General features: G+C 64.9%; 9 protein-coding genes. All 9 read right to left on the bottom strand.

The features are described 5' to 3' along the window. Positions 1-88: 88 nt before the first annotated feature. The 9 genes from BSIN_RS19250 to BSIN_RS19210 all read right to left on the bottom strand — a co-directional run bounded on the left by BSIN_RS19250 (position 89) and on the right by BSIN_RS19210 (position 13,384). Positions 89-1,765, bottom strand: coding sequence for a SpoVR family protein (locus tag BSIN_RS19250; RefSeq protein ID WP_143757499.1), 1,677 nt, complete (start codon positions 1,763-1,765; stop codon positions 89-91). After that, entirely contained in the window at positions 1,765-3,030 is a 1,266-nt protein-coding gene (locus BSIN_RS19245; RefSeq protein WP_089341634.1) for a YeaH/YhbH family protein, read from the bottom strand. The genes BSIN_RS19250 and BSIN_RS19245 overlap by 1 nt, the downstream gene beginning before the upstream one ends. A gap of 122 nt (positions 3,031-3,152) precedes the next feature. Next, entirely contained in the window at positions 3,153-5,075 is a 1,923-nt protein-coding gene (locus tag BSIN_RS19240) for a PrkA family serine protein kinase (RefSeq protein WP_059518353.1), read from the bottom strand. A 545-nt stretch (positions 5,076-5,620) separates the two neighbouring features. After that, positions 5,621-7,423: a methyl-accepting chemotaxis protein gene (locus BSIN_RS19235; RefSeq protein ID WP_089341633.1), complete on the bottom strand. Its 1,803-nt coding sequence runs from the start codon at positions 7,421-7,423 to the stop codon at positions 5,621-5,623. Between the two features lie 208 nt (positions 7,424-7,631). Next, entirely contained in the window at positions 7,632-8,594 is a 963-nt protein-coding gene (gene rbsK / locus BSIN_RS19230; RefSeq protein ID WP_089341632.1) for a ribokinase, read from the bottom strand. After that, positions 8,591-9,616 carry a LacI family DNA-binding transcriptional regulator gene (locus tag BSIN_RS19225; protein ID WP_059518357.1) on the bottom strand — a complete coding sequence of 342 codons (1,026 nt, stop codon included), beginning with the start codon at positions 9,614-9,616 and terminating at the stop codon, positions 8,591-8,593. Before BSIN_RS19225 ends, rbsK begins: the two co-directional genes overlap by 4 nt. 26 nt (positions 9,617-9,642) lie before the next feature. Beyond that, positions 9,643-10,674, bottom strand: coding sequence for an ABC transporter permease (locus tag BSIN_RS19220; RefSeq protein WP_089341647.1), 1,032 nt, complete (start codon positions 10,672-10,674; stop codon positions 9,643-9,645). Between the two features lie 32 nt (positions 10,675-10,706). Beyond that, positions 10,707-12,293 carry a sugar ABC transporter ATP-binding protein gene (locus BSIN_RS19215; protein ID WP_089341631.1) on the bottom strand — a complete coding sequence of 529 codons (1,587 nt, stop codon included), beginning with the start codon at positions 12,291-12,293 and terminating at the stop codon, positions 10,707-10,709. Between the two features lie 128 nt (positions 12,294-12,421). Continuing rightward, positions 12,422-13,384, bottom strand: a complete 963-nt coding sequence (locus tag BSIN_RS19210; protein WP_089341630.1) for a sugar ABC transporter substrate-binding protein — start codon at positions 13,382-13,384, stop codon at positions 12,422-12,424. Between the last annotated feature and the right edge of the window lie 217 nt (positions 13,385-13,601).

The raw sequence follows: 13,601 nt of genomic DNA, 5'->3' as shown, positions 1-13,601 counted from the left end.
ACGCCCATCAAGCGAAAACGCGAGCCAGACAGCTCGCGTTTCGTGCAAGATCACGCGCCGCGACGGGCGCGCGCGGATTGCCGGAAGATCAGAGGCGAATTTCCGGCGCGGTGTAGCGGCACTCGTAGCGCTTGCGGACCGTCCCCGATTCGTCGACGCTTTCGAGAAACACGTCGAACTGCCAGAGTCGCGCCACGTGCTTGAGCACTTCTTCGCTGTCGTTCGACAGATGCCGGTTGTCGGTCATGAAGTGACGCAGCGTCAAACTGCGATCGCCGCGCGTGTTGACCGACCACACCTGGATGTTCGGCTCGCGATGGTGAATGTCGTACTGACGGGACAACGCCTGCCTCACATACTGATAGCCGCTGTCGTCATGGATCGCCGACACTTCGAGCGCATCGCGCATGTCGTCGTCGAGCACCGAGAAAAGCCGCATCTCGCGAATCAAATGCGGCGACAGATATTGCGCGATGAAGCTCTCGTCCTTGAAGTTGCGCATCGCATAATGGAGCGCCGGCAGCCACGGGCTGCCGGCCAGCTCCGGAAACCATTTGTAGTCCTCGTCGGTCGGCGCCTCGCAGATCCGGCGAATGTCGCTCATCATCGAAAAGCCGAGCGCGTAAGGATTGATCCCGCTGTAATACGGCTTCGTCACGGGCGGTTGATAGATCACGTTGCTGTGCGAATGGAGGAACTCCATCATGAAGCCGTCCGCGAGCTTGCCTTGGTTGTACATCGTATTGAGCAGCGTGTAATGCCAGAACGTCGCCCAGCCTTCGTTCATCACCTGCGTCTGCCGCTGCGGATAGAAATACTGGCCGATCTTGCGCACGATGCGGATCACCTCCCGCTCCCACGGCTCGAGAAACGGCGCGTTCTTCTCGGCAAAATAAAGCAGGTTCTCCTGCGGCTCGGGCGGATAGCGCTCCTCCTGCTCTTCGGCCTGTTCCTGCTTCTTGCCGGGCAGCGTGCGCCATAGCTCGTTGATCTGCGACTGGAGGTACGCTTCGCGCTCGCGCCGCAATTCCGACTCTTTCGCAAGCGACGGCTTTTGCGGCCGCTTATAGCGGTCGACGCCGTAATTCATTAGCGCGTGGCACGAGTCGAGCAGTTCCTCGACGCGATCGAGCCCGTAGCGCTCCTCGCATTCAGCGACGTAGTTCTTTGCGTAGACCAGGTAATCGATGATCGCGTGCGCGTCCGTCCACAACCGGAACAGATAGTTGCCCTTGAAAAACGAGTTATGCCCGTAAGCCGCGTGCGCGATCACGAGCGCCTGCATCGTCATCGTATTCTCTTCCATCAGATACGCGATGCAAGGATTCGAATTGATGACGATCTCGTAAGCGAGCCCCATTTGCCCGCGCCGGTAGCTTTTCTCGGTGGCGAGGAAATGCTTGCCGAACGACCAGTGTCGATAGTTGACCGGCATCCCCACCGACGCGTAAGCATCCATCATCTGCTCGGCGCTGATGAGTTCGAGCTGGATCGGATAGATATCGAGTTCGTATTGCTCGGCGACCTGCGAGATGTGGGTGTCGTATTCTTCGATCAGCTCGAAGGTCCAATCGGACGGACACGGCAACGGTTTGCGATCGGCAACGTTCATACGCGCTTCCTTCGGCCCGCTCGCGGGCGCTTGCGGGCAATGCGCCGCCGTGTCGGCCGTCGCGTCGTGCTGCGCGCCGGGCTCCGATGCGTCGTCGCTGTTGCGGTGCGGTTCATATCCGCGTGCTTCGTTATCCAAATGGCGTGTCGTCATCAGGTTTCCACGTGCTTTTCGAAGAGTTCCCGGAACACCGGATAGATATCGGCGGCCGATTCCACTTTCTTCATCGCGAGATGCGGTTGCGACAACGCCAGTTGCGCGTATTCGAGCCACAGATTCTGCTCTTCCGGCGTCACCTGGATGTAGGCGAAGTAGCGCACCTTAGTCAGGATATCCTCGTCGAGGATCTTGCGGCATTTCGGCGAATCATCGGTCCAGTTGTCGCCGTCCGATGCCTGCGCGCCATAGATGTTCCATTCGGTCGGCGAATAGCGCTCGTCCATCACCTTGCGCATCAGTTCGAGCGCACTCGACACGACCGTGCCGCCGCTTTCGGTCGAATGGAAGAACGTGTCCTCGTCGACCTCCTCTGCCCGCGTATGGTGACGGATGAACACCACCTCGATGCGCTCGTAATTGCGCTTCAGGAACAGGTACAGCAGGATGAAAAAGCGCTTCGCAAGGTCCTTGCGCTGCTCGTCCATCGAGCCCGATACGTCCATCAGGCAGAACATCACCGCTTGGCTCGACGGCTGCGGCTGCTTCACCCGGTTCACGTAGCGAAGGTCGAACGGATCGATGAACGGAATCCGCCAAATGCGGCCCCTCAGATGATGGATCGCCTCTTCCAGCTGCGCAATCTCGACCCGGTGATCGCCGGGTTCGTCGCTCAACGCCTCGAGCTTCGCTTCGAGTTCGCGCAATTCGTTGACGAGCGGCGAGCCGAGCGCGATACGCCGGCCCAGCGCGCTCCGGAGCGAGCGCACGATGTCGATGTTGTTCGGCGTGCCTTCGGCCGCCCAGCCCGCGCGCACGCTCTTCCAGCTCGGAACCGTCAGCAGATGGGTTTTGACGAGGCGCGGCAGTTCGAGATCGTCGAAGAAATATTGCATGAACTCTTCGCGGGACAACTCGAACACGAAGTCGTCCTGACCTTCTCCCTCGTTGCTCGCCTGGCTGCCGCCGCCTCCACCGCCGCCCGGCGGACGCGGAATCTTGTCGCCGCGCACATAATCGGCGTTGCCCGGATGCACGATCTCGCGGCGCCCGCCGGGACCGTGCCGGAACGTCGGCTCGGCAATGTCCTTGCGCGGAATCGTGATGCTCTGCGTGCTTTGAATGTCCTTGATGCTGCGATCACGCACGGCGTCGGACACCGCGCGTCGAATGTAATTCTTCACGCGGCGCAGAAAGCGCTCGCGGTTTGCAATGCTCTTGTTCTTGCCGGCCAGCCTGCGGTCGATGATTTGATGAAGCACACCCGGTCTCCCGCTCGAATGTCGATACGCCGGGGCGCCGCCGCGCATGCGACCCGCATGCATGGGCGACGGCGCCTCTCAGGGGGCCCGCGCGCGACCGCGCGGGCGTCGCGCGGCACACGTCATGACGACTTGCGCACGCGCAGATACCAGTCGCACAGGAGCCGCACCTGCTTCGGCGTATAGCCCTTCGCGACCATCCGGTTCACAAAGTCCTCATGCTTGCGCTGCTCCTCCGCCGAGCCCTTCGCATTGAACGAAATGACCGGCAACAGCTCCTCGGTGTTCGAGAACATCTTCTTCTCGATCACGACGCGCAGTTTCTCGTAGCTGACCCACGCCGGATTCTTGCCGCCGTTCGCCGCGCGCGCGCGCAACACGAAGTTCACGATCTCGTTGCGGAAATCCTTCGGATTGCTGATGCCCGCCGGCTTCTCGATCTTCTCCAGCTCGGCGTTGAGCGCCGCGCGATCGAAGCTCTCGCCCGTGTCGTGATCGCGGAATTCCTGATCCTGGATCCAGAAATCCGCATACGTCACATAGCGGTCGAAGATATTCTGCCCGTACTCCGAATACGATTCGAGGTACGCGGTCTGGATCTCCTTGCCGATGAACTCCGCATAGCGCGACGCGAGCAGATCCTTCACGAACGACAGATACTTCTGCTCGGTCTCCGGCGGGAACTGCTCGCGCTCGATCTGCTGCTCCAGCACATACATCAGATGCACGGGGTTCGCCGCGACTTCGGCCGAATCGAAGTTGAACACGCGCGACAGGATCTTGAACGCGAAACGCGTCGACACGCCCGTCATCCCTTCGTCGACACCCGCATAGTCGCGATACTCTTGATACGACTTCGCCTTCGGATCGGTGTCCTTCAGGTTCTCACCGTCGTACACCTGCATCTTCGAAAACAGGTTCGAGTTTTCCGGCTCCTGCAACCGCGTCAGCACAGAAAACTGCGCCATCATTTTCAACGTGCCGGGCGCGCACACGGCTTCGGCGAGCGACGAATTCCGGATCAGCTTCTCGTAGATCTTGATCTCCTCGGACACACGCAGGCAGTACGGCACCTTGACGACGAAAATCCGGTCGAGCAGTGCTTCGTTGTTCTTGTTGTTGCGGAACGCCTTCCATTCGGATTCGTTCGAGTGCGCGAGAATGATGCCGTCGAACGGAATCGCGCCGAATCCTTCGGTGCCCTTGAAGTTGCCTTCCTGCGTGGCGGTCAGGAGCGGGTGCAGTACCTTGATCGGCGCCTTGAACATTTCGACGAATTCCAGCAGGCCCTGGTTCGCGAGGCACAAGCCGCCTGAGTAACTGTATGCATCGGCGTCGTCCTGCGCGTATTGCTCCAGCTTGCGGATATCGACCTTGCCGACGAGCGAAGAGATGTCCTGATTGTTTTCGTCGCCGGGCTCCGTCTTCGCGATGCCGATCTGCCGCAGCACCGACGGGTAGCGGCGCACGACGCTGAAGCGCCGGATATCGCCGTTGTATTCGTGCAGGCGCTTGACCGCCCACGGGCTCAGAATGCTTTTCAAGTAGCGGCGTGGAATCCCGTATTGTTCTTCGAGGATCGGACCGTCCTCGTTGTAATCGAACAGGCCGAGCGGCGATTCGTTGACGGGCGAACCCTTGAGCGCATAGAACGGCACACGCTCCATCAACTGCTTCAAACGCTCGGCGATCGACGACTTGCCGCCCCCCACCGGACCGAGCAAATAGAGAATCTGCTTGCGCTCCTCGAGCCCTTGCGCGGCATGCCGGAAGTAAGCGACGACCTGTTCGATCACCTCCTCCATCCCGTAGAACTCGCGAAACGCCGGATACACCTTGATGACCTTGTTCGCAAAGATACGCGACAGGCGCGGGTCATTGCGCGTGTCGATCTGCTCCGGTTCCCCGATGGCCGCCAACATCCGTTCGCCGGCAGTCGCATAAGCCGATGCATCGTTCTTGCAGAGCGCGAGATACTCCTCAAGCGAGAGTTCTTCTTCTCGCGTTTTTTCGAAGCGGTTCGCGAAGCTGCCGTAAATATCCATGCTACCTCCTCGCCTGAGTCTGAAGACGATCTTGCCTTCATGTAGATCGCGTCGAAGCAGGATCGTTCGAGTTCATCCTAAACCCATTTCCTTAATTTTTCACGCACTCTTCGGCCACACGATCAATTCTTAACATTGCTGAAAACGCTTCTTGGAAAGGGCTTTATGCTGCCCTACAATGGTGCTCCCGCTTCGCGCCGCACGCGCATCGGCGTGCTCCATTCGCGCGGAGAATCGTCTGCATCCATTGGCGCTTTCAAGGCGTCCGAAAACCCCTCCTGCTTATTTCCATATACGCGCGACACAGCGTTTGCGACGACAAAGCCGCCCCGCCGTTACAAATTTTTTTTGTGGCGCACGCAACACCCGACGCACCAGCCTCGGCCTACGCAATCTCGACGAGCCGAGCCGGTGAAAACCCGCACGACGAATGCGGTCAAAGCCTGCGCCCTGCGGCTTGCATTCGATGCAAAAACGCCCGCTTTCGCGGGCGCCGGCAGATACGCAAATTAGGGATGGATCGCCTTGCGATCCACGCCAAAAAATCAGAAAGTCTCCCAATCGTCTGCGGACGCGGCGGGCAACGCGGTTCGTGGTTGTCGTTGCCCGGAAAGAGGTTCGGATAGCACGGCGGGCGCCGATGTCGCGAATGAAGCAGAGACGCCCGATGCAGGCTTGGACGCCGCCCGGCGCGCGATGTTCGCCGCTGGGGGCTGCGATGGCGTATCCGGCGCAACGCCGCGCGCGCCGGCTGCCGCGCGAGTTGCATGGGCATCGCCCACGCGCGTTTGGCCGCTGTCGCTTGCGTCGAGCTGAAACACCGAGACAGTCTGCCGCAACCGCGACGCCTGCTCGTCGAGTGACTGCGCGGCTGCCGCGGCCTGCTCGACGAGCGCCGCGTTCTGCTGCGTGACCTCGTCCATCTGCGCGAGCGCGCGCGACGCCTGGTCGATCCCGCTGCTCTGCTCTTCGGACGCCGACGCGATCTCGCCCATGATGTCGGTCACGCGCCGCACCGCGCCGATCACATCGCTCATCGTGCGCCCCGCGTCATCAACAAGCATCGAGCCGGCACGCACGCGCTCGACCGACGTATCGATCAGCGCCTTGATCTCCTTGGCCGCGCCCGACGAACGCTGCGCCAAATTGCGCACCTCGCCCGCGACGACCGCGAAGCCGCGCCCTTCGTCACCCGCGCGCGCTGCCTCGACCGCCGCGTTGAGCGCGAGGATATTGGTCTGAAACGCGATCCCCTCAATGATCGAGATGATGTCGGCGATCTTCGCGGAACTCTCGTTGATATCGCCCATCGTCGCGACCACTTGACCGACTACCGCGTTGCCGCGGTTCGCGATGTCCGACGCGCTCGCCGCCAGCGCGCTTGCCTGCCGCGCGTTGTCGGCGTTGCGACGCACGGCGCCCGCAAGCGTCTCCATGCTCGATGCGGTTTCCTCGAGCGCTGCCGCCTGCTCCTCGGTTCGCGACGACAGATCGACGTTGCCCGCCGCGATCTGCCCCGCCGCGGCGGCAATCGATTCGCTGCCGGCGCGCACGGTGCGCACGGTGCCGCCCAAGCTTGCCTGCATCTTCGCGAGCCCTTCGAGCAGCAGCCCCATCTCGTCGCGCCGCTCGACGACAATCCGCCGGCGCAGCTCGCCTGCGGCGAGGGCGTCGAAATGGCCGAGCGCATCGGCAAGCGGCCGAGAAATCGCCGCGCGCAAGCTCAGATAGCAGTACAGCGCGATCGCGAGGCCGAGCGCGAGCATGACGGCATTCGCGATCCGGCTCGTTTCGTAGGCCCGTTGCGTCGCGTCGAAATGCGCGCTCGCCTGCTTGAACTGGAACGTGCGCAACGCTTCGCCGGCAAGCGCGAAATCGTTGAATACCGTCTGCAGCCGCTTGGCCCCGGCGAGCATCCTGTCACGATCCGCGCCATCGACGAGCGCGGCGAATGCGTCGAGTTCGCGCTGAAGAATTTGCCGCTTTGCCGTGACGTCCTGCGCGAGGCGGTCCTCGTCGGCGTCGCGCGGCAGATCGAGATATTTGCGCCACCATGAATCGGAAATCGCGCGCATCTCACGCGCGCGCTCGATCATCGCCGCGGTCTCGGGCGTGCCGGCGGCGAACGCCGCGCGATCGAGCGCGAGCCGCTCGCGCGCCGCGAACAGCTCGGCGGATGCAACATCCACCGCGCTCGGCATCTGGTTGGTGAAGATTTCTTCGTTGGCGTCGTTGGCCTTCAGCATTCCGAACCAACCCAGCGCGCCGACGACGCACAACAGACCGGTCAGGAGCGCCATGGCCATCGCCACACGCGTTCTGATCGCGAGAGGATTGTTGAACAACATGATTCTTCCTGTGATGCGTCGTCAGACGACGGAATCGCGCCGCGGCTTTGCGCTCAATCGAGACGGCCGCTTTGCTTATTCCGTTTACGGCGCTATTCGGGAAGTCTTGATCCGGACGATGGGGTTGGGAGAAAAAGTTCGGCTTGCCCGCCGTGCCGCCGCGATATTTTTTCTTTTGAGCGCGGCAGCGCGGCGGGCGGCGCGCCGGTCACGCCACGGCCGGCACGAACGCATCGAGTTCGGCAAGCGTCGGAATCGACGGCTGGGCGCCCGCGCGCGTCACCGACAACGCCGCCGCCCGCTGCGCGAAACGGATCGCCTCCGGCAGCGCGTCGCCCGCCGCGATCCGCGCGGCGAAACCGCCGATGAACGTATCGCCCGCCGCGGTCGTGTCGACGGGCACGACGCGCGGCGCCGGATAGTGGGTCGCCGCGCCGTGCGCCGTCAGCACGAGCACGCCCTGGCCGCCGAGCGTGACGATCACGTTGCGCGCGCCCGCCGCCTGCAACGCACGCGCCGCCGCTTCGGCGCCCGCCGGATCGCGCACCGGCAGCCCGGTGAGCATCGCGGCCTCGACTTCGTTCGGAATCAGATAATCGACGAGCGGCAGCCAGTCGCCAGGCAGCGGCCCGACGGCGGGCGCCGGATTCAGCACCACCGCCTTGCCGAGCCGCCGGCCCGCGGCGAGCGCCGCGCGCACCGTCTCCTCGGGCGTTTCGAGCTGGCAAATCAGCACGTCGACCGAGGCGATCGCCGCTTCGTGTGCGGCGATCGCCTCGGTCGTCACCTCGCCGTTGCTGCCCGCGACGATCACGATCGCATTCTGGCTCGTATCGTCGACGACGATCAGCGCGACGCCCGTGGCCGCCGTTTCGCTGACCGCGAGCGCCGTGCAATCGATGCCTTCGGCAACGAGCCCCGCGCGCAGCGCGGCGCCGTGCCCGTCCGCGCCGACGCAGCCGAGCATCGCGACGCGCGCGCCGAGCCGCGCGGCCGCCACCGCCTGATTGCCGCCCTTGCCGCCCGCCGCCTGCGCGAACGAGCGGCCGGCGAGCGTCTCGCCCGGCAGCGGCAGCCGGGGCGCGCGCACGACGAGATCCATGTTCAGACTGCCGACGATCATTACGTTGCCGGCCGCCGCCGGCGCGGCCTTATTGATTCCCGCCGTCATCCCCGATACCCGGACTGCGCCGGCTCCTTGTAAACCGCCGTCGATTCGCGCAGCACGAGCCGCGGCGACACGACACGCCGCCGCTTGGCCGCCCCCGCGCCGCCGATGCGCTCGATCAGCGTCTGCGCGGCCATTTCGCCGAGCGCGCGCACCGATTGGCCGACCGTGGACAGCGCCGGATACGTGTAGCGCGACAACTCGATGTCGTCGAACCCGATGATCGAGCAACCGGCCGGCACCGCGATCCCGCGCTCGGCCGCCGCGCGCAGCGCGCCGAGCGCCATCAGATCGTTGCCCGCGAAGATCGCGCTCGGATGCACGGTGTCGAACAGCCGCGCGGCCGCATGATAGCCGCCGATGCACGAGAAATCGCTTTCCGCGATCGCGCCCGGCATGATTTCGATGCCATGCTCGGCCATCGCCCGGATGAAGCCGTGCACGCGCATCGCGCTGACCGCGGTCGATACCGCGCCCGTGATGCAGCCGATCTTCGCGTGGCCGAGTTCGAGCAGATGACGCGTCGCGAGGTACGCGCCCCGCTCGTGGTCGATCTGCACCAGATCGGCCGACAACCCCTCGATGTTCCGGTCGACGACCACGAGCGGCTCGCGCGTGTCGGCAAGCGTCTGCGCGAGCACCGCGTCGTCGCCCGCGGACGCGATGATGAGCCCGTCGATGCGCTTTTCCTGCAGCACGCGCAGATAGTTGCGCTGCTTTTGCGGATCGTCGTCCGAATTGCACAGGAACACGCAGTAGCCGGACATCGCGCACTGGTCCTCGATGCCGCGCGCAAGCTCGGCGAAGTACGGATTCGTGCTGTTCGGCACCACGAGGCCGATGGTGGCCGTCGAGCGCGCCTTCAGCGAGCGCGCGACGGCCGAAGGCACATAGTTCAGCTCGCGGATCGCCTGCTCGACTTTCGCCCGCACATCGGCCGATACCGGCCGCGAATTATTGACTACGTGCGATACCGTCGTAAACGACACGCCGGCGATGGCCGCCACATCCTTGATCGTCGCCATTCCGTTTCTCTCTTTATGAGTTCTCGCTATCCCCGCGCGCGCCGGCTGCGATACGTGTCGAGCACCACGGCCACGACGATCACGGCGCCGGTAATGATGCGCTTGGTCGGTTCGTTCGCGCCGATCTGGGCAAGCCCGGCCGCGAGCACCGAGATGATCAACACGCCGAAAAACGTGCTGACGACCGAGCCGCGGCCGCCCATCAGGCTCGTGCCGCCGATCACGACCGCCGCGATGACCTGCAGCTCGAGGCCCGCGCCCGCGTTCGGGTCAGCGGCTTCGAGTCGCGAGATCTGAAACAGCGCGGCCAGCCCGGCGAGCGCGCCCATCAGCGCGAAAACGATGATTTTATACGGGCGCGGGTTCACTCCGGCGAGACGCACGGCCTCCTCGTTGGTGCCGATGCCGATCAGGTAGCGGCCGAACACCGTGCGCGCGAGCACGAACTGCGCGACGATCATCACCGCCACGGCGATCAGGAACGCGGGCGAGATGCCGAGCGCGATCGGATTCGACAGGAAATCGAGCGCATCGCCGATATAGGCGGTGCGCGAGTTCGTCAATTGATACGCGACGCCGCGCGCCGCCTCGAGCACGCCGAGCGACACGATGAACGACGGAATCCGCCAGCCCACCGTCACCGCGCCCGTGAGCATGCCGGTCGCGGCCGCCGCGAGCACGCCCGCGGCCGCGGCCGGCAGCGGCGCCCAGTGCCAGCGCAGCGCCGCGACGCTGACCACCGATGCCGCGAGCGCGAGCACCGAGCCGACCGACAGATCGATTCCCGCGATGATCAGCACGAAGGTCATGCCGACCGACAGCACGACGAGATCAGGAATCTGGTTCGCGATCGTGCTGAACGTGTCATAGGTGAGGAAATGCGAGCTCAGCACCGAAAAGAGCGCGATCAGCGCGATCAGCGCGAGCGCGAGCCCGATGTAGTTGGACAAGCCGAGCCGCACGCCGCGCGGCTTCGCGGCCACGGGCGAGGAAGCGGCGGCGGCGCCCGCCTGCCGGGATGGCGCGCCGCCGGCGCGCTCGATCGATCGGTCGTTCATCATCATCAAATCCTGTCGTCAATCCTGTCTGGTCACGCCCCCGCCCGCTCGGCGGGCCGGGAATGGTCGTCGAGCGGCGCCGCCATGGCGTCGCGGCGCGCGTAGCCGGCGAACGCGGCGGCGAGCAATGCATCCTGCGTCCATGCGCCGCGCTCGAACACGGCGCTCATCCTGCCCGCCGACATCACGCCGATCCGGTCGCAGATCTGCATCAGCTCGCGCAGGTCGCTCGACACGACGACGAGCGCGCGCCCTTCGCGCGCGAGCGCATCGAGCAGCGCATAGATGTCGAATTTCGCGCCGACGTCGATGCCGCGGGTCGGCTCGTCGAACAGCAGCACGCGCATATCGCGGCCGAGCCAGCGGCCGATCGCGACTTTCTGCTGATTGCCGCCCGAAAGCTCCGCCACGTGCTGCTCGGGCCCGCGCGTGCGAATGCGCAGCGCATCGATCTGCTGCGCGGCAAGCGCCGCCTCGCGCCGCGCGTCGATCACGCCGCCGCGCGCGACACGCGCAAGCTGGCCGAGCGACACGTTGGCCGCGATCGGCTGGCTCAGCAGCAGCCCTTCGCCCTTGCGGTCCTCGCTGACGAACGCGATGCCGTGGCGCACCGCGTCGGCGGGCGAGCGGATCGCGACGGGTTGCGGCGGATCGCCGATCGACACCGCGCCGCGCTCGGCCGCGTCCGCGCCGTAGATGAGCCGCATCAGCTCGGTGCGCCCCGCGCCGATCAGCCCGGAGATGCCGAAGATCTCGCCCGCGCGCACGTCGAACGACACGTCGCGCACCGCGTCGCCGCGCGCGAGGCCGGCGACCTTCAGCAGCGGCGTGCCGCGCGGGCGCGCCTGCGGCGCCGCCTGCTCGTCGAGTTCGCGCCCGGCCATCAGCGCGACGAGCCGCTCGATCGGCTGCGCATCGATCGCGCCGACGTGCACGAGCCGGCCGTCGCGCAGCACCGCGACGCGCTCGGCCACCCGCGCCAGCTCCTCCAGCCGATGCGAGATATAGACGAGCGCGACGCCGCGCGCCTTCAACCGGTCGATCTGCTCGAACAGCAATTCGACCTCGCGCGCGGTCAGCATCGCGGTCGGCTCGTCGAGAATCAGCACCCGGCAATCGCCCGCGAGACTGCGCGCGATCTCCACCATCTGCTGATGGCCGATGCCGAGCGCGCCGACGGGCGTATCCGGGTCGAGCGCGTCGAGGCCGACGCGCGCCATCGCCGCGCGTGCGTCGTCGCGCAGCCTGCGACGGTCGATCACGCCGAACCGGTGCGGCAGCCGGTCGAGAAACAGATTTTCGGCCACGGTGAGCGTGGGCACCAGGTTCAGTTCCTGCATCACCATCCGCACGCCGAGCGCTTCCGCGTGCGCGCGGCTCGCCGGCGCATACGGCGCGCCCGCGAGCCGCATCGCGCCCGCGCTCGGCGCGACGAGCCCGGCAACGATTTTCGACAGCGTGCTCTTGCCCGCGCCGTTCTCGCCCGTCAGCGCGAGCGCCTCGCCCGCGATCAGCGACAGCGACACGTCGGCGAGCACGGGCTCCGCATAGGTCTTGCCGACACCGTCGACGACGAGCGTCGGCGCGGCATGCGGCGAATCCGGGGTGGTCGAATCCATCTCGATCCTGAATGAAAAACGATTGACGCAAGCCGCGCGATGCGCGGCCAACGACGCGGGAAGGCCGCCTAGACGGCCATCCCGCGCGGCTGCCGAACGCGGCGGCGCGCATGCGCGCCGCCGGAGCGTTAAGGTTTCGTCACGAGATCGACGGGCGTGGCCACCACGCTCGTCATGTCGGCCTGCTTGCGGCGCTCGGCGAGCGCCTTCAGCGCGGTGTCGATGCCGAACACCGCCTGCTTGGCCGCATATTGATCGGCGGTCGCGAGCACCCGGCCGTCCTTGAGCATCGGCTTGATCGCGTTGATGTTGTCGTAGCCGACCACCAGCACCTTGCCCTGGCGGCCCGCCGCGCGCACCGCCGACACGGCGCCGATCGCCATGTTGTCGTTGCCGCACAGAAGCGCTTTCAGGTTCGGATACTCGTTGAGCATCGCCGAGGCAACCGCATTGCCCTTGTCGATCTCCCATTCGCCCGACTGCACCGACACGATCTTCGCGCCCGCCGCCTTCATCGCGTCGGTAAAGCCCGCGGTGCGCTGCTGCGCGTTGGTCGTCGTCGACACGCCCTCGACGATGCCGACCTCGTCGCCCGCCTTCAGCCGCTTCGCGAGATAGTCGCCGACGAGCCGCGCGCCCTTGCGGTTGTCCGGGCCGACGAACGGCACATTCAGATTCTTCGACTTCAGCACGTCGGGATCGAGCCGGTTGTCGATGTTGACGACAAGAATCCCGGCATCGACGGCCTTCTTGACCACCGGCACGAGCGCCTTCGAATCGGCGGGCGCGAGCACGATCGCGTCGACCTTCGATACGATCATCTGCTCGACGATCCGGATCTGGCTCGCGGTATCCGTCTCGTCCTTGATGCCGTTGGTGACGAGATCGAATTGGCCCGCGTTGTGTTTCTGGTATTCCTTCGCACCGTTTTCCATCGTGAGGAAGAACTCATTGGCGAGCGACTTCATCACGAGCGCGACTTTCGGCTTATGCGCCGGCTCGGCCCATGAGCGCGCCGGCAACGCCGCGGCGGCGACGGTGACGCAGGCGGCCGCGGCAATCAGGGCGCGGCGACGGAAGCTGACATCCATGTGTTGTCTCCTGGAGATGATTATTAGGGGTGGACAGCATGTCGTTTTTTTGTTGAGCAAACGTTTGCGCGACCACGTCCGATTGGTTCCTGTCAGGAGCGCCTATCGTCGACTTTTTCTCTGGATTATGCAATGCCGATTGCACATGTTTAGGGGTTTACGCGGACAAAATCCGCCGCGCGCTCATCCGTGCAATCGGCATTGCATAATCCAGAGA

Source organism: Burkholderia singularis, from assembly GCF_900176645.1.
GTDB lineage: Bacteria > Pseudomonadota > Gammaproteobacteria > Burkholderiales > Burkholderiaceae > Burkholderia > Burkholderia singularis.
Note: the sequence above shows the minus strand (reverse complement) of the source record. Positions and strands in the feature narration are given on the sequence as shown.